The sequence below is a fragment of the Citrobacter sp. RHB36-C18 genome (assembly GCF_013814485.1).
GTDB classification, from domain to species: Bacteria; Pseudomonadota; Gammaproteobacteria; order Enterobacterales; family Enterobacteriaceae; genus Citrobacter; species Citrobacter braakii.
Genome location: NZ_CP057125.1, coordinates 3742868 through 3768174, shown reverse-complemented (window position 1 = coordinate 3768174; position 25307 = coordinate 3742868). Strand labels below are relative to the sequence as shown.

Annotated in this window: 22 protein-coding genes; 9 read left to right on the top strand and 13 right to left on the bottom strand. The window is 52.4% G+C overall.

Annotation, left to right across the window (positions count from 1 at the left end; genetic code table 11):
* Nucleotides 1-4: 4 nt before the first annotated feature.
* The 11 genes from appC to puuD all read right to left on the bottom strand — a co-directional run bounded on the left by appC (nt 5) and on the right by puuD (nt 11614).
* Nucleotides 5-1549, bottom strand: coding sequence for a cytochrome bd-II oxidase subunit 1 (gene appC, locus HVZ52_RS17975; RefSeq protein ID WP_181598550.1), 1545 nt, complete (start codon nt 1547-1549; stop codon nt 5-7).
* A gap of 89 nt (nt 1550-1638) precedes the next feature.
* Nucleotides 1639-2496 (bottom strand): hydrogenase expression/formation protein, encoded by an 858-nt coding sequence (locus tag HVZ52_RS17970; protein ID WP_181598549.1) that lies wholly within the window; start codon nt 2494-2496, stop codon nt 1639-1641.
* The gene (hyaE, locus tag HVZ52_RS17965) at nt 2489-2896 is read right to left on the bottom strand and encodes a hydrogenase-1 operon protein HyaE (protein ID WP_046276294.1); all 408 of its coding nucleotides are present in this window, start codon (nt 2894-2896) and stop codon (nt 2489-2491) included. Before hyaE ends, HVZ52_RS17970 begins: the two co-directional genes overlap by 8 nt.
* A gap of 5 nt (nt 2897-2901) precedes the next feature.
* Nucleotides 2902-3483 carry a hydrogenase 1 maturation protease gene (gene hyaD, locus HVZ52_RS17960; RefSeq protein ID WP_046276295.1) on the bottom strand — a complete coding sequence of 194 codons (582 nt, stop codon included), beginning with the start codon at nt 3481-3483 and terminating at the stop codon, nt 2902-2904.
* The gene (gene hyaC, locus HVZ52_RS17955; protein WP_046276296.1) at nt 3480-4214 is read right to left on the bottom strand and encodes a Ni/Fe-hydrogenase b-type cytochrome subunit; all 735 of its coding nucleotides are present in this window, start codon (nt 4212-4214) and stop codon (nt 3480-3482) included. Before hyaC ends, hyaD begins: the two co-directional genes overlap by 4 nt.
* Before the next feature lie 18 nt (nt 4215-4232).
* The gene (hyaB, locus tag HVZ52_RS17950; RefSeq protein WP_153646537.1) at nt 4233-6026 is read right to left on the bottom strand and encodes a Ni/Fe-hydrogenase large subunit; all 1794 of its coding nucleotides are present in this window, start codon (nt 6024-6026) and stop codon (nt 4233-4235) included.
* The gene (gene hyaA, locus HVZ52_RS17945) at nt 6023-7150 is read right to left on the bottom strand and encodes a hydrogenase 1 small subunit (RefSeq protein WP_046276297.1); all 1128 of its coding nucleotides are present in this window, start codon (nt 7148-7150) and stop codon (nt 6023-6025) included. Before hyaA ends, hyaB begins: the two co-directional genes overlap by 4 nt.
* A 208-nt stretch (nt 7151-7358) precedes the next feature.
* Complete coding sequence (locus HVZ52_RS17940) at nt 7359-8639, bottom strand: FAD-binding oxidoreductase (RefSeq protein ID WP_049042201.1); 1281 nt, start codon at nt 8637-8639, stop codon at nt 7359-7361.
* A gap of 2 nt (nt 8640-8641) precedes the next feature.
* Complete coding sequence (gene puuC / locus HVZ52_RS17935; protein WP_016151912.1) at nt 8642-10129, bottom strand: aldehyde dehydrogenase PuuC; 1488 nt, start codon at nt 10127-10129, stop codon at nt 8642-8644.
* 137 nt (nt 10130-10266) lie between these two features.
* Nucleotides 10267-10824 (bottom strand): HTH-type transcriptional regulator PuuR, encoded by a 558-nt coding sequence (gene puuR / locus HVZ52_RS17930; protein ID WP_016151913.1) that lies wholly within the window; start codon nt 10822-10824, stop codon nt 10267-10269.
* A gap of 25 nt (nt 10825-10849) precedes the next feature.
* Nucleotides 10850-11614 carry a gamma-glutamyl-gamma-aminobutyrate hydrolase gene (gene puuD / locus HVZ52_RS17925; RefSeq protein WP_016151914.1) on the bottom strand — a complete coding sequence of 255 codons (765 nt, stop codon included), beginning with the start codon at nt 11612-11614 and terminating at the stop codon, nt 10850-10852.
* Nucleotides 11615-11825: 211 nt separating this feature from the next.
* Between puuD and HVZ52_RS17920 the strand changes: the two genes are divergently transcribed.
* From HVZ52_RS17920 to HVZ52_RS17910, 3 genes are all read left to right on the top strand, one after another.
* Nucleotides 11826-13244 carry a glutamine synthetase family protein gene (locus HVZ52_RS17920; protein ID WP_046276299.1) on the top strand — a complete coding sequence of 473 codons (1419 nt, stop codon included), beginning with the start codon at nt 11826-11828 and terminating at the stop codon, nt 13242-13244.
* Nucleotides 13245-13630: 386 nt separating this feature from the next.
* Nucleotides 13631-15019, top strand: coding sequence for an APC family permease (locus HVZ52_RS17915; RefSeq protein ID WP_016151916.1), 1389 nt, complete (start codon nt 13631-13633; stop codon nt 15017-15019).
* A 165-nt stretch (nt 15020-15184) separates the two neighbouring features.
* Nucleotides 15185-15748 (top strand): DJ-1/PfpI family protein, encoded by a 564-nt coding sequence (locus HVZ52_RS17910; RefSeq protein WP_016151930.1) that lies wholly within the window; start codon nt 15185-15187, stop codon nt 15746-15748.
* 49 nt (nt 15749-15797) lie between these two features.
* Here HVZ52_RS17910 and HVZ52_RS17905 read toward each other — a convergent pair whose 3' ends face one another.
* Nucleotides 15798-16544, bottom strand: a complete 747-nt coding sequence (locus HVZ52_RS17905) for a class I SAM-dependent methyltransferase (RefSeq protein WP_049281632.1) — start codon at nt 16542-16544, stop codon at nt 15798-15800.
* Between the two features lie 11 nt (nt 16545-16555).
* A complete protein-coding gene (locus HVZ52_RS17900; protein WP_016151932.1) occupies nt 16556-16813 on the bottom strand; it encodes a YjhX family toxin in 258 nt (85 codons plus the stop codon).
* Nucleotides 16814-18124: 1311 nt separating this feature from the next.
* Between HVZ52_RS17900 and pepT the strand changes: the two genes are divergently transcribed.
* From pepT to HVZ52_RS17870, 6 genes are all read left to right on the top strand, one after another.
* Nucleotides 18125-19381 carry a peptidase T gene (gene pepT, locus HVZ52_RS17895; protein ID WP_046275633.1) on the top strand — a complete coding sequence of 419 codons (1257 nt, stop codon included), beginning with the start codon at nt 18125-18127 and terminating at the stop codon, nt 19379-19381.
* Nucleotides 19378-20739: a C4-dicarboxylate transporter DcuC gene (dcuC, locus tag HVZ52_RS17890; RefSeq protein ID WP_181598548.1), complete on the top strand. Its 1362-nt coding sequence runs from the start codon at nt 19378-19380 to the stop codon at nt 20737-20739. Before pepT ends, dcuC begins: the two co-directional genes overlap by 4 nt.
* 528 nt (nt 20740-21267) lie before the next feature.
* Nucleotides 21268-21903: a DUF2913 family protein gene (locus HVZ52_RS17885; RefSeq protein ID WP_137380736.1), complete on the top strand. Its 636-nt coding sequence runs from the start codon at nt 21268-21270 to the stop codon at nt 21901-21903.
* Between the two features lie 91 nt (nt 21904-21994).
* Nucleotides 21995-22234 carry a hypothetical protein gene (locus HVZ52_RS17880; RefSeq protein WP_016151936.1) on the top strand — a complete coding sequence of 80 codons (240 nt, stop codon included), beginning with the start codon at nt 21995-21997 and terminating at the stop codon, nt 22232-22234.
* Between the two features lie 208 nt (nt 22235-22442).
* Complete coding sequence (locus HVZ52_RS17875) at nt 22443-24023, top strand: methyl-accepting chemotaxis protein (RefSeq protein WP_181598547.1); 1581 nt, start codon at nt 22443-22445, stop codon at nt 24021-24023.
* 279 nt (nt 24024-24302) lie between these two features.
* Nucleotides 24303-25286, top strand: coding sequence for a helix-turn-helix transcriptional regulator (locus HVZ52_RS17870; RefSeq protein ID WP_032931274.1), 984 nt, complete (start codon nt 24303-24305; stop codon nt 25284-25286).
* Nucleotides 25287-25307 lie beyond the last annotated feature (21 nt).

Here is a 25307-nt window from a genome sequence, read left to right as displayed (position 1 = left end):
TCCTTTATTCCTGTGGTTGTGCCGGTTGTTGACGTTGCATCGCATCTGGACCAAGACGCGCGTATTTTTGCATCAGGTAGACTTCGGCAATTAAAAACAGGGTGTAAAGCGTGAGGATTAGCCCCATGGAGAAGGCCAGTTGGCCCGCGCTCAGCGCAGAGTGGGCGTACCAGGTCGGCAAAATATCCTGAATCGCCCACGGCTGGCGGCCAAACTCCGTCATAAACCAGCCTGCTTCAATGGCAATCCACGGTAGTGGCAGGCTCCACAGCGTTATGTGCAGTACCCAGCGATGCTGGTCGATACGCCAGCGTAAGGTCTGTATCAGCGCAATCGCCATCACCAGCAGCAGAAGGGAACCGCACCCAATCATGATGCGAAAGCTCCAGAACACGGGGGCGACTTGCGGAATAGCGCCGCGTTGTGCGGCCTGATATTGCGCTGGCGTGACATGGTTCATGTCAGGGGCGTAGTTTGCTAACAGGATGCCGTAACCCAGATCTTTTTCCACGGCGTGAAAAGCGTGCAGTAGCTGAGGCGTGCGGTTACCTTTGGCGATTTCCTGCATCAGCAACCATGCTTCCCGGCCCCGCTGCAGGCGGGGTAGCGCGTCGGCCATCAGGTTCTTCAGCCCCGGAACTGGCGTATCTAAAGAGTGAGTCGCCAGGATACCCAGCAGGGCCGGTATCCTCACGGAAAAGGCGTTACGCTCTTGCTCCTGCTGCGGCCAGGCTATCACATGAAAGGGCGCAGGTGCCGGTTCGGTTTGCCATTCCCCTTCCATTGCCGCCAGTTTTACCGGCTGGCGTTGGGCGACCTCATAGGCTGAGCTATCTCCCAGTTGCAGAGTGCCGAGGATAGCCAGTGTGCCAAAGACGGAACCTACCGCGAAGGAGCGCAGGGCGAACTCGCGAGCGCGACCACGCAGCAGATACCAGGCGCTGATGGACATCACAAACATGGCGCCTGTGACATAACCGGACATCACGGTATGCACAAATTTCACCTGGCTGATGGGGTTAAAAACCAGCTCGCTAAAGCTGCTCATCTCCATGCGCAGGGTATCAATATTAAAGTGAGCGCCCGTTGGATATTGCATCCAGCCGTTGGCGTTGAGGATCCACAGGGCCGAGATATTGGAGCCAAACGCTACCAGCCAGGTCACCAGTAAATGCTGGTACTTGTTTAAGCGCTGCCAGCCGAAGAAGAACAGCCCCACGAATGTGGATTCAAGAAAGAAAGCCATCAAGGCTTCCATCGCCAGCGGAGCACCGAAAATATCGCCCACATAGTTGGAATAGAGCGACCAGTTAGTCCCGAACTGAAACTCCATGGTCAGGCCGGTCGCCACACCGAGCGCAAAGTTAATACCGAATAACTTTCCCCAGAAACGCGTCATGTCGCGGTAGACTGTTTTGCCCGTCACCACGAACAGGGTTTCCATGATGGCCAGCAAAAAAATCAGCCCCAGCGTCAGGGGAACAAACAGAAAATGGTACAGCGCGGTCAGCGCAAACTGCCAGCGCGATAAGTCAATGACGTCCCACATGCGAACTCCATCAGGCATTAGAGAGTGAATAGATAAGGAAGAAAACGCCAGACCCGCAGCAGAAAAGTATGCGGGTCGGGAGAAGGGGATCAGGCCGGCGGGCCGGATGCCAGCCAGCTACAGACTTCATCCAGGCGCTGGAGCGAGTCGAGCAGATCCTCCGGAGCAGCCAGTATCAGTTCCGGTAATGGACAGATCTCATAACTCTCGAGCAGAAGCCCTTTCAGGGTATCCAGACAGCGCACATGCCAGACATGGCGCAGCGCCGTGGCGTCGATTTGGCTCTCGCCGTAGCCGATGGTGCGGATCTGGATGCGCTCTTCGCCACACAGGCGGGAGAGGAACTGGCGATCCGCATCGCTAACCGGGAGTTGGGTGAGGTTAATGCTATGAGGTTGCGTGGCCGGATCGCGCACGTGCGCCAGCAGTTCCTGAGCCAGCGTCAGGCCATTCATCAACCCATCGACGGGCGGAGGTAACAGGCTATCGTCTGGCAGCGTCGTGATTGTTGCTGCCTGCCACAGCGCCCGTGGCGCGCTGCCTGCCTCCAGATGCTCCTCCCATTGACCCAAGTCATTCTGGCAACGCACCCGCCAGATTCCGCAGAAAATAGACTCCTGAATCTCGCTCGCCCTGCCGTCGGCCTGCTGGATACGCACGGAAACTTCGCCTTCGCCGAGTAGCGTATTCAAAAACGTGAGGTCGTCTGCGTTGAGCGTGGATAAATCCCATCCCAGCACGTCCTGTTTTGCGGGAATTTTCTGGCTTAGCTGGTGGCGCACGTCGGCTAACAATGCCATCACCGCCGGGCTGTGCGGACAGTTTTCCAGCCTCGCCATGCTGGGGCTGCTGTTGACCTGGCAGGTGAGGGGCAAGGGATTCATGCTGAAGCTGTCATCGCCCGGCTGGGTTCCCGGCCCCAGCAGATGAAAAAAGGTATCACTCATCTTGCAGGCTCCGGGGGATGCGTTCTTCAACGAGGGGGCGCATCAGGTTGAGCAGGTCGGCCCACGGGTGGATGCCACTGAGAATGCCGCGCAGCTCGCCGTGGATAAATACCAGCGTGGCCGGGAAGCGAAATACGCCAAAACGATCGCCGATAGCCTCGCTGTGCTCGAGATCCGCCATAGCGATTTGCCAGTCAAACTGGGGAAACTCGCGGAGCAACTCGGCAATCATTACCGGGTTATCGCTGACTTCTGGCGTGCGGCGGGGATCGCTACTGAGCAGCACCACGACATCACGCACACGCGTTACCCAGTCATCCAGTTCAGATGCGGTCAGCGGTTGCCAGCCGCGCGCCAGCATGCGTTGCCATAGCGCAGAAAATGGTTTGTCATTCAACATGTTGCTTATCTCTCCAGCGTTACACGATACTGGCGAATACGCACGCCTTCATAGTTTTCCAGCGACAGGCATTCATAGTTCAGGCAACGCGTTTCATCGATTGTCTGTGGCGCGATGCCCCACGCAGCCAGTTGCCTTAGCGCGGCTTGTTCTGCCGCCGGGAGCTGAGCGCGCGCGATGTCGGTCAGGCTGCCGCCATAGTCGTCCAGCTGCACCGGCTGTAGTCCTACGAGGGCGATGTGGGCGGGCAGATGACCGCGAATCTCCGCCAGAGCAAGCACTTCGGAGAAGCTGTTCTGATGCAGACTCATTTTTTTGGCGCTGAGGTAACTGGGGACTTGTTCACCAGCGTAGGATTGCAAAGTGCCTGGCGCGAGTCCGTAGTCGATGGCGTCCAGCAGCAACAAATGGCTGGCCTGCTCAACGTAGCCCAGCAGATTCAGCCCTTGCGTGCCGCCGTCGACAATCTCTACCCATTCCGGCCAGTGATAGTGGGCGTACAGGCGTTCGGCAACGCGAATGCCAAATCCTTCATCTGCCCACAGCAGGTTGCCTAAGCCCATCACGATGACGTTAGGTTCGCTCATGACGCCTCCTTATCGTGCTGGCGTTTGGCAAATTTGTGGCTACGGTAGCCGTTGATCATGGTTGAGATGACGGTATCGTCAGACATGATGTCCTCACGGATAGCCATATACACATGACCGATGATGAAGGCGGCGATGAACCACATCCCCAACCGATGCCAGCTGTGGATATCGAGAGAGTTACCGCCGGTCCAGTAGAAAAACTCCGTAACATAGCGGAAGGGGGTAAAAATGGCGTACTGGCTATGCTCGCTGTATAAGGCAAAACCGGTGAGGATCATAAAAACTGAGAGCAGGAAATAACCGAACATCGCCGCCTGCGCGACGGGGTTATGGCCGATATCTTCTCCCGGTTTTTTTTCCAGAAACAGATACCAGCGCACCACCGAAAAGGCACCCTGCCACCAGCTGCGACGCCAGACCGGCACGACAAACAGCTCGCGTGAATAGCGATTGCCGACGAAGGCCCAGTAAATGCGACCCAACAGTATCACCGTAAACACCATGGCTGCGGCGAAATGTACTAACCGGATGTCGCCCATGTAGAACAGGTAAGTGGCCTCGCCGTTGACCGACGGCAGTGGTCGGCCAATGAAGTATCCGGTTACCATCAAAACCAACATGCAGCCCACTGTCAGCCAGTGCCACAAGCGTACGGGCGCTTCAAACACATAGTGGCTGACGGCGGTATCACGCGCCTCCCCGACGCGTGGGGATATCTTTCCAGTCATCGTTCCGTTCCTTAACGCTTAGCGAACCTGGACTGCGATAAGTTCGCTGCCGTCGTCGCCGAGGACGTGGGTTGAACATGCCAGGCAGGGGTCGAAGCTGTGCAAGGTGCGCAGGATCTCCAGTGGTTGATCCGGTATCGCCATTTGGGTGCCCATCAACGCCGCCTCGTAGGCGCCAATTTGCCCCTTCGGATCGCGCGGGCTGGCATTCCAGGTGGTCGGCACTACGCACTGATACACGTCGATCTTCTGGTCGCGAATCGACGCCCAGTGACCGAGTGCTCCGCGCGGCGCCTCGGTAAAACCGATCCCACGGCACTGCTGCGGCCAGCTTGCAGGCTCCCATTTTTCGGTATTCGCCGTAGCCAGATTGCCGTTTTTCAGGTTGGTCATCAGCTTGTCGAAGAAATATTGCAGCTTGCTCACGGCCCACTGCGCCTCGTGCGCGCGGCACAAAATACGCCCCAGCGTCGACTGCATACCCGACAGCGGCAGTTTGAGTGCGGACATCATGCGATCGACGGATTCAATCGTGGCGGCATCCCCTTTGTGATAGGCAATCAGCGTACGCGCCAACGGTCCAACTTCCATGGCGTGTCCGCGCCAGCGCGGGGCTTTAATCCACGAGTAGCGTTCCTGTTCGTTGAGCTGCTGGATATCGGTATCGCTGCCTTTGACATCGCCGGGGTTGTACCAGGGTTCAGTAATCCCCTCGAACGGGTGACGACCTAATTGATCGTCCGGATAACGGTACCAGGCATGATCGACAAACTCCTGAATTTGCTGCTGATCGGCCAGATCCACCGGCATGACGTTGTTAAAATCACCGTTAATGACCGCGCCGCCAGGCATCAACAGGCTCTTCGCGCTGAAGTCGTTGGCAATATCCGGGAACGCGCCGTAGCTTAAGACGCACTTATCAGACAGCCCGGTGCCAATCTGGCTCCAGGGTTTGTTGAACTGGCCGATAGCCAGCGCGTCAGGAACCATGACGTTGTTGATGAAGTCGGCGGTGCGGGTGATGATCGACTGTACCAGGTTAAGGCGTTCCATATCGACCGCGCCAACCGCGCCGCTCTGATCGATATTGATAGCGCATGGCATGCCGCCGACAATCCAGTTAGGATGCGGATTCTTGCCGCCAAACACCGTATGGATTTTGATAATCTCGCGCTGAAAATCGAGCGCTTCCAGATAATGGGCAAAGCCCATCAGGTTAGCCTCTGGCGACAGTTTGTACTGCGGATGTCCCCAATAACCGTTGCGGAAAATCCCCAACTGACCGCCGTCGACAAATTTCTTCAGGCGGTTTTGTACGTCAAAGAAGTAGCCCGGGGAGGACATCGGCCAGGCAGAAAGGTTTTGTGCCAACTGCGAGGTTGCGCGCGGGTCGGCTTTCAGGGCATTCAGAACGTCAATCCAGTCCATTCCGGCTAGCTGGTAAAAGTGGACCAGGTGGTCGTGGCACCACAGCGTCGCCAGCATAATATTGCGAATGATGTTGGCGTTATCGGGCACCTTGATGCCAATGGCATCTTCAATGGCATAGACCGATGCGAGCGCATGTACGCCAGTGCACACCCCGCAAATTCGTTCGACAAATGCCCAGGCATCGCGCGGGTCGCGCCCTTGCAGAATAATTTCCAGTCCACGGAACATGGTGCCGCAGGACACCGCGTTGGTGATGATGTTCTGCTCATCAATGTTCACCTCACAACGCATATGGCCTTCAATGCGCGTAATGGGGTCGACAACCAAGCGCCGGCCGGCATTATTGACCGTATATCCCTGGGTTTGATACGAATTGCTCATGCCTGTTTATCCTCATTGTCTGGCGACTGTTGTCCGGCGTCGGCTAATTGCTGTTTGTGGCGGTTATGTTGATTGACGGCGCTGGCGACTGCGTGGACACCGACGCTGGCAGCCACCACGCCAAGCGCGGTGAGGCCCACGGTATCGGCGGTTGAATGCGTCCCCATCTGCGGGATATCCACCACGCGGCTGTAGAACGAACCGCGATCCCAGAAGCCGTTCTCTGAACATCCCAGACACCCATGACCGGACTGGATGGGGAAAGAAACGCCGCCATTCCAGCGGGTGGTGGAGCAGGCGTTATAAGTGGTAGGCCCTTTGCAGCCCATTTTGTACAGGCAATAGCCTTTTCGGGCAGCGTCATCGTCCCAACTCTCAACGAACTCCCCGGCGTCAAAGTGGGCGCGGCGGTAGCATTTGTCGTGAATACGCTGACCATAGAACATCAGCGGACGCCCCAGACGATCGAGTTCAGGCAGACGATCAAACGTCACCATATAGGTAATGATGGCGCTCATGACATCCGGAATCGGCGGGCAGCCGGGCACTTTCACGATTGGTTTATCGGTGATCACCTTATCGATCGGCGTTGCCTGGGTTGGATTAGGCCGGGCGGCCTGCACGCAGCCCCAGGAGGCACAGGTTCCCCAGGCGATAATCGCGCTGGCGCCTGCCGCAGCTCTTTTTAGCTTTTCAATAAACGGTCGCCCGCCGCTGATGCAGAACATTCCTTGTTCACCCAGCGGAGGATTGCCCTCGACGGCCAGAATGTATCGGCCGTGGTAGCGGCTCAGAATGTCTTCAAATACCTCTTCGGCCTGCGTTCCGGCGGCGGCCATCAGGGTGTCGTCGTAATCAAGAGAAATCAGGGAGAGGATGACGTCTTTGGCGAGTGGGTGAGAGGAGCGGATAAATGATTCGGTGCAACAGGTGCATTCCAGCCCGTGGATCCAGACGACCGGGATCCGGGGTTTGTTTTCCAGCGCCCAGGCTATTCTGGGCGTCATTGCGGCTCCCAGCCCAAGCGATGTTGCTGCGAGGCTGCAATATTTGAGAAAACTGCGTCGACTCACCCCTTTGCGGCGCATCGCCTGATAAAAGGTCTCCTCGTTATTCGTATTCATAACACGCGTTTCTTCCCCCGTTGAGTTCTGGCCACGTCGCCAGCGATAATCTAAAAAAGCCTATCCGATCAGCGGGGAGAAACAATGCAAAGTGTAGGGTTATGTCCTATTGCGATATTTTCGTGCCCGTTACCTGTTTTTCACTGTCCGGGAATAAAAAAACGCACAGGGGAGACCGCCCTGTGCGTCGGGTTTATTGCGGAAGAACTTAAACCCCAAGGCGATCGCGTAAGCTGTAATATGCCGCCCCCATGGCGGTAAACGGAATGCGCAGGCTGCGCCCCCCCGGGAACGGGTAGTGCGGCAGTTTGGCGAAAGCGTCAAAGCGCTCGGCATCCCCGCGCAGCAGTTCAGAAATCAGACGTCCTGCCAGGTGGGTACAGGTCACGCCGTGGCCGCTGTAGCCCTGCATATAGTAAATGTTGGTATCAAGACGGCCAAACTGCGGCATGCGAGATAGCGTTAACAGGAAATTACCGGTCCAGCGGTAATCAATTTTTACCCCCTGCAATTGCGGGAAGGTTTTCAGCAGTTTCGGCATTACCAGACGTTCAATATCGTCCGGATCGCGGGCGCCGTAGACCACGCCGCCGCCGTACAGCAGGCGGTTATCACCGGTCAGACGGTAGTAATCCAGCAGATAGTTACAATCTTCCACGCAGTAGTTTTTAGGAATCAGCGAGCGCGCCATCTCTGCAGACAACGGTTCGGTGGTTAACACCTGTGTGCCGCATGGCATGCTGCTTTTTGCCAGCGCAGGCTCCAGTTTGTCGCCGAGGTAGGCGTTGCCCGCGACGATCACAAAGCGGGCCGTAACCTGACCTTTTTCGGTGCTGACCACCGCCGGGCTGGTGTGCTGGATACGGGTGACCGGCGACTGTTCGAAGACGCGCCCGCCGTTCAGACGAATGGCGTTAGCTTCGCCAATCGCCAGGTTCAGCGGATGAATATGACCACCGCTGTGGTCGAGCAGCGCGCCGACATAACGATCGCTGCTGACTTCGCGACGAATTTCGCTGTTGTCTAACAGTTCAAGCTGCGTGTTGCCATAGCGTTCCCAGTTCGACTTCTGCTCCTCCAGCGTTTCCATCTGCTTGTGGTTCAGCGCCACAAACAGTCCGCCGGGGCGATAGTCGCATTCGATCTGATAACGCTTGATACGTTCGCGGATGATATTACCGCCTTCAAACATCATGCTGCCAAGCATTTTGGCGGCGTCCGGGCCATAGGTGCGCTCGATGACGTCGATATCGCGACTGTAGGAGTTCACCAACTGACCGCCGTTACGTCCGCTGGCCCCGAAGCCAATACGCGCGGATTCCAGTAGCACTACGTCGTAACCCATCTCCGCTAAGTGCAGGGCGGAGGAGAGTCCGGTATATCCACCGCCCACGACGCAAACATCACAGCTAACCGACTCGCTAAGGGTGGGAAACGGTTCGTACTGATTGGCGCTTGCGGCGTAATAACTGCTGGTATGTTCAGTCATGATTAAGGCTCCAGGGAGATCCAAATGGTTTTCAGTTCGCTAAATTTTTCCAGCGCATGCAGGGACTTATCGCGCCCGTTGCCGCTTTGCTTATAACCGCCGAACGGCACAGTCATATCACCGTCGTTGTAGTTATTAACGAAGACCGAACCGGCCTTCAGGCGACGGCTCATGCGGTGGGCGCGCGACAGATCGCGGGTCCAGACCGCGGCCCCCAGGCCGTAGTCACTGTCGTTGGCCAGCGCCAGGGCTTCGGCTTCGCTGCTAAAACGGGTGACGACCAGTACCGGGCCGAAGATCTCATCGCGGCTGACGTGGGCTTGCGGGGCTGTATCGACAAAAATAGTCGGGCCGATAGCCGCTGGGTGTACGTGGCTGCGACCATCCAGCGCCAGCGTGCCTTGCGCTTCACCGTCGCGAATAAAACCGTGCACGGTGTCGGCATGCGCGTTGTCGATAAGCGTGCCCATCGTGGTTTCCGGATCCAGCGGGTTGCCCGGCTGCCAGTTTTTCGCCTGCTCTTTCAGCAGGGCGATGAACTCGTCGGCAATACTCTCTTCCAGTAACAGACGCGTACCGGCGATACAGACCTGACCCTGGTTATAGAAGATGCCTGCTGCAGCATTGGCGGCGGCTTTCGGCAGATCCGGGCAGTCGGCAAAAACGATGTTGGCACTTTTACCACCGGCCTCCAGCCAGACGCGTTTCATATTGCTGTCGCCAGCGTCTTTGAGCAGTTGCTTGCCGGTGCGGGTCGAGCCGGTAAAGGTGATCACATCAACATCCGGATGCTGCGACAACGCCTGGCCCGCTTCGTGGCCATATCCGCTCACCACGCTGAGAACGCCATCGGGCAAACCTGCTTTTTTTGCCAACGCAGCAAGGCGAATGGCGGTCAGCGGTGATTTTTCTGAAGGTTTGAGGATCACGCTGTTGCCTGCAGCCAGTGCCGGGCCAAGTTTCCAGCAGGCCAGCAGCAGGGGAAAATTCCACGGCACGATGGCCGCAATGACGCCCACCGGCTCGCGCACAATCAGCGCCAGATCGCTCACCGAGGTGGTGGCCACTTCGCCATAGACTTTATCTATTGCTTCGGCGTACCAACGGATGGCGCGTGCCGCGCCTGGAATATCATCACGCAGGCTATGGCGAATCGGTTTACCGGTGTCGAGCGTTTCCAGTAGCGCCAGCTCCTCGTGATGCTGCTCCATTAAATCGGCGAACTTGTGCAGGACTGCCTTGCGCTCTGCGGGTGATGCTTGCGACCAGTCTCCGCGTTCAAACACGGTGCGGGCTGCGGTGACCGCTCGGTCTACATCTGCTTTTTTGCCGCGGGCGACTTTGGCGAGCGGACGTTGTCCTGCCGGATCCTGCGTAATAAAGGTTTCGTTATCGGCGGCTGCGCAATATTCGCCGTTAATAAATAAACGGGTCTCCGGCGAATAATGGCTGGCTTTTTCACGCCAATATTTAAGATTCTGAAAGTTCATAGCTACTCCTTTTATATCAATAAGATAAAGTTCGTTGCTGATCTTTTCAGGCAAAATCAGGCTGCACGATGCCCCAGGGATGTACCCTGTTAATGCGCGTTATTTAAGAAGGCCTGAGAAACTCAGGCCGCTACTTATTAGAAAGTGGTAGGAGTGTGGGCACTGATGATGCGGCAGATCCCTGCCGAGGTGTTGCTGAAGCTATGTGGTATACCGGTGTTAATGGCATAACTTTGCCCTGCAACAAGATGATACGTTTGACCGTTGATGGTCAGTATCACTTCACCTTCCAGTATTGTCCCAATCTCTTCACCCTGGTGTTTAATTCTCTCCCCGGTTGTCGTACCTGGCTGATAGGTTTCAAACATCATGGCCAGCGTACGATTCGGATTTCCGTTGTGTACCAGCTTCATGGATACTCCCTGACTCCCGATCTCAATCAAATCATCCTGATTGATAACCACCTGCGGTTCGTCAGGCTTTTCCGGTTCCGCGAAGAACTCGGAGAGCGACAGCCCATAAACTTTCAATAGCTTTTGCAGCGTACTGATGGCAGGACTGACTTTATCCTGCTCTATGGTGCTGATGGCGCTATGCGTTAACCCAGACAGTTCGGCGGCACGACGCTGTGAAAGACCCAATTGCTGGCGGATCTCTGACAAACGTTTACCCGGCGCCAGGCCGTCATCGCTCATAATTGCATTTCCTTAACTGTAGTGGTCAGAGTCGCTGTTTTTCAGCGAGGTGGTTCTGACAAGCGGTGATAAAACCTTCAAGTAACAAACGCGACAGGGCGTATTCGCTACTGTTCCATTCCGGGTGCCATTGCACGCCGAGCGCGAAAGGATGGTCGTGAACGCTGGCTGCTTCCACTAATCCATCCTGCGAGCGTGCTTCCACGCGCAGTTGCGGGCCAAGGGTTTTTGCGCCCTGACCATGCAAGGAGTTAACCCAAAACGTGCTGCAACCTGGTATTAGCTGAGATAGCAATCCTCCCTGTTGAACCTGGACTTCATGAGATGGCGCATATTGCTGCTCCACCGGGAGTTCCGCATCTTCACGATGTTCCAGGAACTGTGAGTGATCGCACAGGCGACGATACAGAGTCCCGCCAGTGGCGACAACTAATTCCTGTAAGCCCCGGCAGATGGCGAAAATGGGAATGCGCCTTTCGAGCCCGGCGGTAATTAGCGCCATGCTCAGAAGATCACGCCCGGGATCGGCGTCAGACTCATCGCCATTTTCACCATAGAGGTGCGGCTGCACATTGCTTGGGCTTCCTGGCAGGAAGATACCATCCAGTTTCGGTAACAGCGCGTTCAGTAATTCGGGTTCCGCAAGCGCATGGGGAATCGCTATCGGTAATCCACCGGCGTTCAATACTGCATTCAGGTACTTTTCTTGCAGAGTCTGGGTCTCGTGACCCTTAAGCCTGTTCCTACACATCACTACACCAATAACTGGCTTGTCAAATATATTGCCCATGATCGACCTCACGTTTTGGAATAAATTATTGCCAAACGGTTCCTTGTTATGCCATTCCGTTCATTATTTTCTCAATCTAGCAGTGGAATAACCTTCTAGCAAACTTAATTTAACATTTGACAAACAATTTGTTTGCATCCAGAGTCGAAGAGTGGACATTATATTTAACAGTCAAATCACAGAACAGCTTACAGGCCAACGGCGGTGAATCATGGAAACCAATATCGTAGAAGTTGAGAATTTTGTTCAGCATTCTGAAGAGAGACGAAGTAGCGCGTTTGCGCGTGAAGTTAAGCAGTATCTGGAGCGCTATCCCAACACGCAGTTCGTGGATGTGCTGTTAACCGACCTGAATGGTTGTTTTCGTGGTAAACGCATTCCCGTTGCGGGATTACACAAGTTAGAGAAAGGCTGCTATTTCCCGGCATCCGTTTTCGCGATGGATATTCTTGGCAATGTGGTCGAAGAGGCGGGATTAGGCCAGGAGCTTGGCGAACCGGATCGGACTTGTGTCCCGGTGCCTGGCACGTTAACGCCTTCGGCCGCCGATCCGGAATGTATTGCGCAGATGATGCTGACGATGCTGGATGAAGATGGCGCTCCCTTTGACGTTGAGCCGCGGAACGTACTTAACCGACTCTGGCAGAAACTTCGCCAGCGCGGTCTGTTCCCCGTCGTAGCGGTAGAGCTGGAGTTCTATTTACTCGATCGTAAGCGCGATCCCGAAGGTTATCTGCAGCCGCCGTGCGCGCCGGGAACGGACGATCGGAATACGCAAAGTCAGGTTTACTCGGTTGATAACCTGAACCACTTTGCTGATGTGCTAAACGATATCGATGAACTGGCCCGTTTGCAGCTGATCCCGGCTGACGGCGCGGTGGCTGAAGCCTCCCCTGGGCAGTTTGAAATCAACCTCTACCATACCGATAACGTACTCGACGCCTGCGACGACGCGCTGGCGCTGAAACGCCTGGTACGGCTGGTGGCGGAGAAACATAAGATGCATGCCACGTTTATGGCAAAACCTTATGAGGAGCATGCCGGTAGCGGAATGCATATCCACATCAGCATTATGAATAATAAAGGCGAGAACGTGCTGGCCGATGCGAATGGCGATGATTCCGCGTTACTTAAGCGTGCGCTTGCCGGGATGATTGATCTGATGCCCGCGTCAATGGCGCTGCTGGCGCCGAATGTGAACTCTTATCGCCGCTTCCAGCCGGGGATGTATGTTCCGACCCAGGCTTCCTGGGGGCACAACAACCGTACGGTGGCGCTGCGCATTCCCTGCGGCGATCGTGATAACCATCGGGTTGAATATCGCGTGGCGGGGGCTGACGCCAACCCGTATCTGGTGATGTCGACCATTCTGGCGGGGATCCTGCATGGTCTGGATAACGAGCTGCCGTTGCAGGAAGAGGTGGAAGGCAACGGCCTGGAGCAGGAAGGGCTACCGTTCCCGATCCGCCAGAGCGATGCGCTGTGGGAGTTCATGCAAAATGACAGTCTGCGTGAGTTGCTCGGGGAGCGTTTTAGCCATGTGTATCACGCCTGTAAACACGATGAACTGATCCAGTTTGAACGCCTGATTACCGACACTGAAATTGAGTGGATGCTGAAAAACGCCTGACAGGAAAGTGGCCCGGCGGCGGAATGTTTGTCGGGCCTGTCGCATTGTTTAGTCATTGAAAAAAAGAAGTCGCATCATGCGGTCTGAGCGGAGCCAGCCCGTCAATATTGCAGGATCACCTGCCATTTCCCGGATGTCGCGTAATGGAGCGGCTTGCGACAACGGGTCTTCAGATAACCGACAGAGTTTGTGACGAGGAAATGTGATGATGCCAATGTTTAAAAACCCGCCCCGCGTGAGCATCCATGGCTCCCGCAGTAAGTACGGACCGCATCTGTGCCGTGCAACATTGACGCCTTTCTTTTGGCTTTCCACCCCGACACGACCCAGGTCTGCTGTACCCACGTTTCGAACGCAGATCTGGGCCCGTGGCGGGGAGGAAAGCTATGTCGACTAATTCTTCTGTGGATCTCGCGGCCCAGCCGGGCAAAGCACAGTTGCGTAAATCCCTCAAGCTGTGGCAGGTGGTGGTGATGGGGCTGGCCTATCTCACACCGATGACGGTATTTGACACCTTTGGTATTGTTTCGGGTATCAGCAATGGCCATGTTCCGGCCTCCTATCTGCTGGCCCTGGCGGGCGTGCTGTTTACCGCCATCAGTTACGGAAAGCTGGTTCGCCAGTTTCCACAAGCCGGTTCGGCCTACACCTATGCGCAAAAAGCGATCAACCCGCATGTGGGGTTTATGGTCGGCTGGTCGTCACTGCTTGATTACCTGTTCCTGCCGATGATTAACGTCCTGCTGGCGAAAATTTACCTTTCCGCGCTGTTCCCGGGCGTTGCGCCATGGATTTGGGTGGTGATGTTTGTAGCGATCCTTACCGCGGCCAATTTGAAAAGCGTTAATCTGGTGGCGAACTTCAATGCGCTGTTTGTACTGGTGCAGGTCGCGATAATCGTGGTGTTCATTGTTCTTGTGGTGCAGGGGCTGCACAAAGGCGAAGGGGTCGGGACCGTCTGGTCGCTGCAACCCTTTATCAGCCAGAATGCGCATTTGATCCCGATTATCACCGGGGCGACCATCGTCTGCTTCTCGTTTCTCGGTTTTGATGCGGTAACCACGCTCTCTGAAGAGACACCGGATGCCGCGCGTACCATTCCAAAAGCTATTTTCCTTACCGCGCTTTACGGCGGACTGATCTTCATTGCCGCCTCGTTCTTTATGCAGCTGTTCTTTCCGGATATTAGCCGATTTAAAGACCCGGACGCGGCGCTGCCTGAGATTGCGCTGTACGTCGGCGGCAAACTGTTCCAGTCTATTTTCTTGTGTACGACCTTTGTGAATACGCTGGCGTCAGGTCTGGCGTCCCATGCCAGCGTTTCGCGTCTGCTGTACGTGATGGGCCGCGATAACGTCTTCCCGGAGAAGTACTTCGGCTATGTCCATCCGAAATGGCGTACACCCGCGCTGAACGTCATTATGGTCGGGATTGTGGCACTCTCGGCCCTGTTTTTTGACCTGGTAACCGCCACGGCGTTGATTAACTTTGGCGCACTGGTGGCCTTTACGTTCGTTAATTTGTCCGTGTTTAACCACTTCTGGCGTCGTGAAGGACGTAAGCATACCTGGCAGGAAAAGTTGCACTACCTGGTATTGCCAATGGTCGGCGCCGCCACCGTTGCCGTACTGTGGGTGAACCTGGAGGTGACATCGCTGACGCTGGGACTGGTATGGGCTGGCGTGGGGTTGGTGTATCTCGCCTACCTGACCGGACGTTTCCGCAAGCCACCGCCGCAGTTTGACGCCGCGAAATCTGAGCAGGCCTGGGAGTGACAGAAACTTCAGGTATTAACAACAGGGCACGCCGTCAGGGGCAACCACCTTCAGACGTACGGTGACGGCGTGTCCTGCGGTATTTATTAATGTCGTGAAATGCGTGGGCTATAGTAAAGATGGCCGTTATTTCTCATCATTAATAACCGTGAGCGGGGGATGTGAATGAAGAAGATACTGATGCTGGTCGGCGATTATGTCGAAGATTATGAAACGATGGTGCCTTTTCAGGCATTGCAGATGCTGGGCCATCGTGTTGATGCCGTCTGTCCGGATAAAAGTCAGGGGGACTACGTTCAAACCGCTATTCATGATTTTGATGGGGCGCAGACCTACAGTGAAAAACCGGGTCATCGTTTTACGCTGAATGCGAATTTTGCCGAGGCGCGGGCCACCGATTACGACGCGCTGCTGATCCCCGGCGGACGTGCTCCGGAATATCTCCGGCTGAATCCGGATGTTATTAAGCTGGTGCAAGATTTCAACGCTGCCGGTAAGCCTATCGCCGCGGTCTGTCATGGACCTCAGCTGTTAGCGGCGGCGGGGGTGTTAGAAAACCGGACCTGTAGCGCCTATCCGGCCTGTGCGCCAGAAGTTCGTCTGAGCGGCGGGCATTACGCAGATATCGGCATTGATCAAGCCCACGTGGATGGCAATCTGATTACCGCGCCTGCATGGCCCGCGCATCCGCAATGGCTGGCTAAATTTGTTGAAGTATTAATGAAGTAAGCGATGAAAAAAGTCGGTATAACCTGCCTGGTTATACCGACTGTAGATATTACCTCTGTATGAGTGCGAATACGCCCCAACCAATGTACTCCCGGGTGAAGGCTACGTGGCGTGTTGGTGAACTCCTCAGTTGCTCTCTGACTTCCGGGGCAAATTCATCGTCCGGATTTGCCTCCAGCCACCGGCGCATCGTCAGCCATTTGGCCGCCTCGTATCTGTCCCAACCCTCCTGGTCAGCCAGTACCATTTCCACCACGTCATAACCGAGCAGGTCGAAAGATGAAACGAGCTCTGGCAGAGAAAGAAAATCAGTCACTGAAGTCGCGCCGCAAGCCTGGGCGATCTTCTCCGTGGCGGGTATTTGACGCCAGTACGGTTCGCCGATGAGTATGATCCCACCTGGTTTGAGACTTTGTTCCAGTTGTCTGATCGTTCCAGCGACGCCGCCGGCAATCCAGGTCGCACCAACGCAGGCGGCAATATCGAATTTTTCTTCGGCGATATAACCTGTTGCATCGGCATGAATAAAACGCACGTGCTCATTGACTCCCAACTCTTTGGCCCGCAGGGTGGCTTGCTCACTGAACAGCCGGCTCATATCGATACCAACGCCGGAAATACCGTGATCGCGTGCCCAGGTGCACAACATCTCACCCGAACCGCTGCCGAGGTCCAGAATGCGTGTTCCCGGTGCCATCCGTAAAACCTGGCCTAACGTGGCGTATTTCTGTGCGGTGAACGGATTATGAATGCGATGTGCGCTTTCGCTGATGGTAAAAATCTTCGGGATATCCATCTCTCTCTCCTTTAGCGATTATCAAGTTGGGCGCGAACGTTGTTCAGGCCGGTCGTATTAATACGGTAGGGCTGACCATTGACGGATTTGATCAGTTTCTTGGTTCTGAGCTTTTTGAACACCTCGAGCGTGCAGTCGCAGAGCAGCAACCCTTCACGGCTATAGCATTCGACGGAAGTGACGCGGCCAGAGGCATCGCGGACGTGAGCAATACGGCCACCTTTGGCGAGAACGTGTAAGGTACGTTGTTCCTGACGGGATAAATTCATACTGGAAAACCTGTTTAATCATCATGTGCAAAACGTGCAAACACACAGCGGTGTCCGCATTCGAATTCGGCGCATTGATAACCAGTCCGGCCTGAAAAGGTCGGGAAGCTGATTATCAGATGATTACATTCTCCAGCATCAAAGCCTCGGGTTGAGTTGAAAGGTATTTACATGCTGAATCATACCTGCAAGAAACAGTAGGGGAACTTCCTTGTAGTGGAAGTGTGATCTGTAACGAAAAATTGTATTTCTTTTATTTAATGACTTTTTAATTCTCGTTATGTAAATCGCATTTATTCATTAAATTAATTTAATGTTTCAGCGTCGCCAGAAACGCTATCGGTAGCCATACAGCATTGCTTTTTTATCACCTCATTGATTAGTATGGTTTACTCTTTTTGCTGGTTAATTTTGTTCTTTGATAAATGCTCCTTTATCATAATTGTGGTTTTAAATGAAATTTGCAATTTAATGTTTTTAAGAATTTTCTTAACGTGGCTAAGTGTGTATACTCGGTCCTGCAAGAAGCGCTTCTGTTATCATTAAAACTATAAGTATGTCCTTAACACCCGTATTACCTCTGCCCTGAATCTCTTCTCGGGGGAGAGGTTTTTTTTCCTGCATATTATTTGGCTTATCGTCATAAATAGAATTTTTAATATTATCGTTATTGATGTTAAACATTATTGATTACGACGATTTAGCTCTACTGACCCCTACGGCAATATTGAAATAGTATCAGCCTGAATCTATTTCATAGTGAATAGTATAATTCTGGCTATGTTTATGTGGGTATTATATAGCTTTCCTTATAACTGCCTTTTTTTCAGCGCGATAGAAGTTTTTTGCTTTTGAGGTAATTGTGATTTTGTTCACGGATTTTAGTGCGCGAAGTGGCTATTTGTAGAGAGGTGCAAACGGTTGCATGTTGCTGATACAGTATTCGTTCATTAAAAAAATATAGCGATGGTATGTCTTATGCCAGTACAGAGTACAGGAATCTAAATGATTTCTATTATCTCATAGGTATAGGGATGCCGTTTATGACTTCTGTTAGCTTAACACCATGGGAAATAGCAGTAAAAACAGACAGGGAATATGATTTTATCAATCAGAAAGGAGTTTTTTAATCGCAGGTATAATCACTAGCCTTTTTATCTTCCTTTATATAAATCGTTGTCGTAATGCCCATAAAATCAGCGTTCTGGGATGAGCGCTGATTTTATTTGGTTCTCAGATTATTTACTCCACGCTGCATGCAGAACACCTCTCGCAGTACCTCATAAATGATACATTAAAGGATCTCCTGGAATGGATATTGTTGAACGCTTTATTAACTACACGAAAATCAATACCACAACATCAAGGGAAAACGGCGCTAATGGGATAATGCCTTCTTCTCCTGGTCAAATGGAACTGGCAAAACTGCTTGCAGCAGAACTTGAAGCATTAGGAATGGAAAACATTGAGGTCAGGGATACCGCTATAGTGACGGCAACCTTACCTGCAAATACCGATGGCACGATCCCGGTGGTCTCTTTTTTTGGTCATCTGGATACCAGTGCGGAACAGACGGCAGACACCAAAGCACAGCGCCTGCATTATCACGGCGGGGATTTATGCCTGAACAAAGAGCTGAATATTTACCTGCGCGAAAGTGAATTTCCGGAACTGAAAAATTATATCGGTGATGACCTGCTGGTGACCGACGGGACCAGTCTGTTGGGCGCTGATGATAAAGCAGCCATCGCCGCGATTATGAATGCTCTTGAGTATCTGGTCGCACACCCGGAAATAAAACATGGGCCGGTAAAAGTGGGTTTTGTCCCGGATGAGGAACAGGGCTTGCGTGGCGCAAAAGCGTTTGATGTTGCCGCGTTTGGTGCTGATTTTGGCTATACCCTGGATTGCTGCGGTATCGGTGAGTTTGTTTACGAGAACTGGAATGCGGGCGATGCGGAAATCATCTTTACCGGCCAGTCCGCACACCCGATGTCGGCCAAAGGTAAGTTAAAGAATTCGCTGCTGATGGCGCATAAGTTTATTGCCATGCTCCCAGGGGGAGAAGCGCCTGAATATACGGAAGGGCGCGAAGGGTATTACTGGGTAAAACAGCTACAGGGTAACAGCGCCCGCACGGTACTTAAGCTGGATATCCGCGATTTCAGTGAAGAAGGTTATAAGGCGCGTATGGCGTTTATTCGCCAGCTTGCCGTCAGCACCTGTGCCCTGTGGGGGGAAAACAGCGTGGTCTGTCATTTAGCCGATCGCTACGCGAATGTGTTGAACAGTTTGCAGGGGGACGCTCACTACCCGATTGATATTGCATTCCGCGCGTATCAGAAATGCGGCATAACGCCCGCACCTGTCGCCATGCGTGGCGGGTATGATGGCGCGGTACTGTCGCAGAAAGGATTGCCGTGCCCGAATATTTTTACCGGTGCTCATAACTTCCATTCAATTTATGAGTATCTGCCGGTGCGTTCTCTGCGGGCCGCCAGTGATGTGGTGGTGGCGGTGATTGAGGAAACTTATACTGAGTTCGCGCAGCGGAGAGCTCAGTCATGATTCAGGTGTTAATCGCACTTCTGGTTATCGTGGTGGTCGCGCGTCTGATTCTGAAAGGTTATCGCGCTGAACCGGTGCTCTTCATTGCGGGCTTAGTCTTGATGATTTGCACCGCGTTAACCGGATGGGGGTCCGTATTACCGAAGGGGGTTGCCAGTACGGGGATTTCATTTCTCGAACCTTTCGAGGTAATGCGCGATCTCTTCAGCACGCGCGCCGCCGATCTCGGCCTGATGATCATGGCGTTAATGGGATTTGCGCATTACATGGATCATATCGGCGCAAATGAGGCGGTCGTGCGGGTAGTAACGAAACCCTTACGGGCGCTGCGTTCGCCCTATGTGCTCCTCTTTTTCTCCTACCTGCTCGCCAGCCTCCTGCAGTTGGCCATTCCTTCTGCAACCGGGCTTGCCGTGTTGCTGATGGGGACGATGTTCCCCATTATGCTGGGGTTAGGGCTCTCAGCGGCCTCGGCTGCCGGGGTCATTGCTACTTCGCTTGGCGTGGCTTACACCCCGACGGCAATCGATGCTATCAGGGGCTCTAAAGCAGTGAATATGGATGTAGTGGAATATGTTGTTTACCACCAGGGACCCGCCGCGCTGGCAACGGTTCTGGTTGTCGGCGTGTGCCATTTTTTCTGGCAGCGGCATTGCGACCGTAAAGCAGGGACGTTACCGCGGGAAATCGGTAGCGCAGAAGTGACTGATTCAGGAAAATCCCCGGCTTTTTACGCGCTGCTCCCCATGCTTCCGATACTGATGGCAGTAGGGTCATCCGAAATGTTCGTCAGGGGTATCAACCTGAATATTATCACCATTGTCCTCATTTCAATGACCATCTGTATGCTGATTGAATGGCTGCGGGTGCGTGATTTAAAGTCGGTCTGCGAAGGTTTCAGCCATTTCCTGAAAGGAATGGGCACTGCGTTTACCGGTGTGGTTGGACTGTTGGTTGCGGCAGGGGTTTTTGCTCACGGAATTAAAGTCATCGGTGCGATCGATCAGCTCATTCTGATGGCCGAACACGTGGGATTACCGCCGTTTGCCATGGCGGTAGTATTTGCGCTGGTGACGCTGGCCGCGGCTATCATTATGGGGTCGGGGAATGCGCCATTCCTCGCCTTCGTTGAGCTCATCCCGCAAATTGCCGCCAGTATGGGCGCTAACGCCGTTGCCATGATCCTGCCGATGCAGCAGGCATCGCATATGGGACGGGCCATTTCACCGGTATCCGGCGTCGTGATTGCCGTTTCCAGCGGAGCGAAAATAACCCCATTCGATGTGGTGAAGCGTACCGCCGTACCGCTGATTGTGGGGTTCGTTACTCACACCCTGATCATCGGTATTTTCTATTAACCGTACCAGCGACAAGCCAACTTCCGGTTCATTGAATCCGGAGGTTGGCTTTTTGAATTAGGCGAAATTTAAAAGCGTTAATATTACTGATACCTGTATAAAAAGCCTTGCCTGCTGCTGTGAGGCTGTCTGTCGCTCAGCGGAGGATAAAATGCGATTTCATTAGGATGTTTAATGGCTGTTTAGCGTTGAAATGGATGTTTGTCTGGGGGGGGCTGGTCAAAACTATCAGGATATTTCTTCTAATCAGCAATTTTTGAAGTTTTATGATGATCATATTTTTAACAGTAGGTGGAATTGATAACCTGTGAGTATTATTAGTTTTTATCTTTATCGTATAATTCTTATTATTTATCGCTGAGCCATCCGGGCATCAATGATTAATAAGAGTGATGTGTTAAGTTTGCAATTTTATTACATAGGGATTAATTAATCTGGATCATATTTTGATGTTTTTAGTTGTAGTATTTTTTAAAATGAAATAATGCAAGATTTACATGTAATAATGATTTATTTGGGCAGGTTTAAGTGGTAAGGGATTCAGGAAAAGTTAGTACGTTACGACACCATTATCAGGATGACCTGGAAGCGTTTACCTGGAGTGCATTGGTAGCAATTGGTATCGCAATACGGGACCGTAAGATTCATTCTAAAATGTCAGAGCATCTTTTTATTATGCAATGGCTGGCCATCGCTAAAAAAAGAAAGCTCTTCTCAAGGAGCGTAATCAATGAACTTCAATGGCTAATAGATGAAGGGAAGAAAAAAAGCCTCAATGCACAACTTAAATTTAAAATAGAATATCTATACTCGACTTCGAGTGGCGATGTATCGATGCAAAACGACTATTTTAAGTTTACTCATACGATTGAGGTGTTGAGAAATAATGGCTGGGAAAGCTTTCTGCTTACGCCAGAGAAATGGCGAGATCTGCATGAAAAGATTAAGGTAAGAGAAGGTAATTTTATTTTTATGGATGACACTCGGCTGCAGGCGTGTTTTGGCGTGCAGGGTGAGATTGTCAAACCCTTCTGTATCCGGGTATATGGCGATGTTGAGTTTGCAAAGTTAACGTTCATTAAACATAACCTTCCGGCTGAATTTGTAAAACACGTTTCAAATGAGTTTTATCACTTCCATTTTCTTCTGGTAAGTAATGCTTAACTGACGATGTGAACAATGTGCTGTTAATGCAAAGAATAGATTGATCAACTTGTAAATTTATCGGATAGAAACCACGCGCCAAGGACAGCGAATGTTTACTCGAAAGTTAGTTATTGCCAACGAATGGATAAGGTTGTCTGATATTCCAGACAGTGTGTCCATTTCTTTTCGGGGCGTTCTCGAGATAACTGAAAGTACAGGTGTGCCAGACGCCAGCACGCCTTTGTTACGTTTAGAAAATGAAATGGCACCGATCACCGTCGATTCGTTGTCCTGGGTGCGGGTGCCTGTCGATAGTCAGAAAGACATTACCGTTTATATCCATAAATAATATTAATGTTGAATAGTTTTGGCCTTATTTTTGCCAATGTTAGAGGGCTGCTGTTTATCGCAGTATGTCTCCCTGAGTAATTAATTTACTACCTGAAAATGAATGCGGAAACTTTCTAATAATTAACCATTTTACAGGTTAAGGTATTACGTGATGTGTCGATAACAATTAAGTCGTAGAGGATTTTTATTGTTATGGAGATGTTTAAATGTTAAAGAATATGAGAATTAAAACCAGCCTGTTATTATTGCTGTTGTTATTTACCTTCATGCAGTTCTTTTCCAATGGATTTGAGTTAGTTGATCTCAAAGGAAATCAAAAAAATACGTTATTACTACATAACATCATTAAGGAGCAGGATACCCTGCATAAGGTCGTTGAGGCTGTTTATAAAGTCAGAAGCGTTCGTGATAATATTCAACAACATAATGCGACCGATGCCCGACAGACAGTGAATCAAATGCAAGATCAGATGGCGTATGCCAGAAAACAGTTCGATATTTTCTGGGGTATTCCTGGATTGACGGCTGACGATCCGCAAATCGGTAAAGTCATCAGAACGGCTTTTGAGCAACAAATGAATGCTGAGCAAAAGTCTATTGATACATTAAATCAGACGCTTTCCAGCAACAGTATTATTAATGCACAAGAAAATGCTAATGCGGAACTGCTCGCGGCTCGCAAAAATTTCGATAACGAAGTGACGAATTATTACAAATCAACAATGCTGATTGGTGAGAAGATCGTTGCACAAACACACGTTCAGTTTAATACCTCGATCCTGAAAGTATCCGTGATCCTGGTCATTACGGTACTTATCTTCGTTATCTGTAATTTCTGGTTGAACCGGACCATCATTCAGCCTTTAAAAATCGTTTCTGAACATTTTGCGCGGATTGGTAAAGGCGATCTCAGCCATCCTGTTAAGGTATCGGGTAACAATGAAATCGGCATACTGTGCTTAAATTTGCATAATATGCAAAAAGGCCTACGCGAGACTGTCAGCACTATTCGCGATGGCGTTGAGTCTATTAATATCGGTATGCAGGAAATTGCTTCCGGTAATTCCGATTTATCAACCAGAACGGAACAGCAGGCTGCGGCAGTCGTTGAAACGGCGGCCAGTATGGAGCAGATTTCAGTCACAACAAAAAATAATACTGATAAGTCACATCAGGCATCCGTCATGACCAGCGAAAGCACGGAAATGGCATTGCGTGGCGAGCGTTTAATGAGTGATATGGTTGAGAAAATTCACCTGATCAGCCGTAATGCGCAAGGCGTGAACGAAATATCCAATGTTATTGATAGTATTGCTTTTCAAACCAATATCCTGGCATTAAACGCGGCGGTGGAAGCCGCACGCGCTGGTGAGTCCGGGCGTGGGTTTGCCGTTGTGGCGAGTGAAGTCCGAACGCTTGCTCAGCGCAGCGCCTCCTCGGCGAAAGAAATCAGTGAACTGGTTGCCAAAGCGGCAATTAGCGTCAAGGAAGGGGTAGAGATAGCCGAAAACAGTGGCGCCATGATGGCGGATATTGCGAAGGCAATACGCAACATTAATGTCTTAATGGAAGATATCTCCGGAGCCTCGGGGGAACAGAGTCGCGGCATCGAACAGATCCGAGTTGCGGTAACGCAAATGGAGCAAGTGACTCAGCAAAACGCCTCGCTGGTTGAGGAGATAGCCGCCACGACAGGCAGTGTGGAAGAGCAGTCAGCAATGCTATCCCAGGCTGTGGCGGTGTTCCAGGTGGAAGAAAACCAGCCTGAAATTCAGCATAATAAGTAGAGTACAAACTCGGCGGGTATCGTGGTGCGTTTGACGTGCCCGTTTATGACAGTGAGAAAGGTTGAGCTGCACACGGCTCACAGACCGCAGCTCATCAGGTGTCAATGTTGCCTGATGAGCTGCGCGAGAAGAATATCGGGAATGACGTTCTCCAGCGCGATTTGAAATCGCATACGTCATATTGATAATAATTCTCATTATTATTGTTGTGTTGTACAGGTAATGGTAATGTTGCTTCAGTTATCAACCGTTAATCCCATTTCCTGTGCAGAAGACAGCATGAACAACACCACCGCCCTGAATACGTCCAGACGCGTAGCCCGCACCTTCTCCGTCAGCGAGTTTATGGATTTTGGTGAGCGTTACGGGATCGATTACCGTTTTCCCCTGCTGGCGCAAAAGCCGGATTTGTCGTCTTGCAGCCCCGTTCTGCAGGGAGAGGTAGAGGAGATGACGCTCCCCTGCGGGATGTGTGTCACGCACTCTGATGTGCAGGTGCTACAACCCTACGAAACCACCTCCCGCCACAGCAGTCCTCTGTATATGCTGGTGGTTCTGGAAGGCTGCGTCATCCTGACGCTCAACGGGCAGGAGCATGTGGTACGTTCCGGGATGGCGTTTAGCTCACGCCTGAGCGAGCATCAGACGATGCGTGCCCGCCATCATGCTGACTGCAAACTGCGCACGTTATCGCTCGGTCTGTATCCCGACGGCGCGTGGCGCACGGGGTTGCTCGAATCGTTGATGCGTGAGTGGGAAAGATGCGAAACGCCGACGCTTATCTGGCAGGTGCCGGGGTTTTTACTCAGCGGCCTGCAGTATGCGCAGCGGAGCACGATCGGCCATGTTTCTCGCCAACTGATGCTGGAAGGGCTGATATTACAACTGTTCGGCCATGGCCTCAGCGTGTGTCAGGTCGAGAGTGGCAAGCGGCTTGCGGCAAGCGGTGAACAGCAGCGGCTGGAGGTCGTTCGTCGTCTTCTGGAGCAGAGTCCCGAGAATGACTACACCCTCAATGCCCTGGCCCAACGCGCGGCGATGAGCCCCAGCAGCCTGCGCAGCAAGTTCCGTGCGGCCTATGGCTGTTCCGTCTTTGACTACCTGCGTGATTGCCGTCTGGAACGCGCGCGCGGCTATTTACTGGAAGGATACAGCGTACAGCAGGCGGCCTGGATGTCGGGTTATCAACATGCTACCAACTTCTCTACCGCATTTCGGCGTCGTTACGGCTTTTCGCCTGGCGATGTGCTCAAACTTTGCTAATCCATTTTTACGTTTTGCGCA

Excerpts from the sequence above, each read along its gene's own strand:
- appC (WP_181598550.1), bottom strand. The coding sequence starts at position 1,549 with ATGTGGGACGTCATTGACTTATCGCGCTGGCAGTTTGCGCTGACCGCG.
- HVZ52_RS17970 (WP_181598549.1), bottom strand. The coding sequence starts at position 2,496 with ATGAGTGATACCTTTTTTCATCTGCTGGGGCCGGGAACCCAGCCGGGC.
- hyaE (WP_046276294.1), bottom strand. The coding sequence starts at position 2,896 with ATGTTGAATGACAAACCATTTTCTGCGCTATGGCAACGCATGCTGGCG.
- hyaD (WP_046276295.1), bottom strand. The coding sequence starts at position 3,483 with ATGAGCGAACCTAACGTCATCGTGATGGGCTTAGGCAACCTGCTGTGG.
- hyaC (WP_046276296.1), bottom strand. The coding sequence starts at position 4,214 with ATGACTGGAAAGATATCCCCACGCGTCGGGGAGGCGCGTGATACCGCC.
- hyaB (WP_153646537.1), bottom strand. The coding sequence starts at position 6,026 with ATGAGCAATTCGTATCAAACCCAGGGATATACGGTCAATAATGCCGGC.
- hyaA (WP_046276297.1), bottom strand. The coding sequence starts at position 7,150 with ATGAATACGAATAACGAGGAGACCTTTTATCAGGCGATGCGCCGCAAA.
- HVZ52_RS17940 (WP_049042201.1), bottom strand. The coding sequence starts at position 8,639 with ATGACTGAACATACCAGCAGTTATTACGCCGCAAGCGCCAATCAGTAC.
- puuC (WP_016151912.1), bottom strand. The coding sequence starts at position 10,129 with ATGAACTTTCAGAATCTTAAATATTGGCGTGAAAAAGCCAGCCATTAT.
- puuR (WP_016151913.1), bottom strand. The coding sequence starts at position 10,824 with ATGAGCGATGACGGCCTGGCGCCGGGTAAACGTTTGTCAGAGATCCGC.
- puuD (WP_016151914.1), bottom strand. The coding sequence starts at position 11,614 with ATGGGCAATATATTTGACAAGCCAGTTATTGGTGTAGTGATGTGTAGG.
- HVZ52_RS17920 (WP_046276299.1), top strand. The coding sequence starts at position 11,826 with ATGGAAACCAATATCGTAGAAGTTGAGAATTTTGTTCAGCATTCTGAA.
- HVZ52_RS17915 (WP_016151916.1), top strand. The coding sequence starts at position 13,631 with ATGTCGACTAATTCTTCTGTGGATCTCGCGGCCCAGCCGGGCAAAGCA.
- HVZ52_RS17910 (WP_016151930.1), top strand. The coding sequence starts at position 15,185 with ATGAAGAAGATACTGATGCTGGTCGGCGATTATGTCGAAGATTATGAA.
- HVZ52_RS17905 (WP_049281632.1), bottom strand. The coding sequence starts at position 16,544 with ATGGATATCCCGAAGATTTTTACCATCAGCGAAAGCGCACATCGCATT.
- HVZ52_RS17900 (WP_016151932.1), bottom strand. The coding sequence starts at position 16,813 with ATGAATTTATCCCGTCAGGAACAACGTACCTTACACGTTCTCGCCAAA.
- pepT (WP_046275633.1), top strand. The coding sequence starts at position 18,125 with ATGGATATTGTTGAACGCTTTATTAACTACACGAAAATCAATACCACA.
- dcuC (WP_181598548.1), top strand. The coding sequence starts at position 19,378 with ATGATTCAGGTGTTAATCGCACTTCTGGTTATCGTGGTGGTCGCGCGT.
- HVZ52_RS17880 (WP_016151936.1), top strand. The coding sequence starts at position 21,995 with ATGTTTACTCGAAAGTTAGTTATTGCCAACGAATGGATAAGGTTGTCT.
- HVZ52_RS17875 (WP_181598547.1), top strand. The coding sequence starts at position 22,443 with ATGTTAAAGAATATGAGAATTAAAACCAGCCTGTTATTATTGCTGTTG.
- HVZ52_RS17870 (WP_032931274.1), top strand. The coding sequence starts at position 24,303 with ATGAACAACACCACCGCCCTGAATACGTCCAGACGCGTAGCCCGCACC.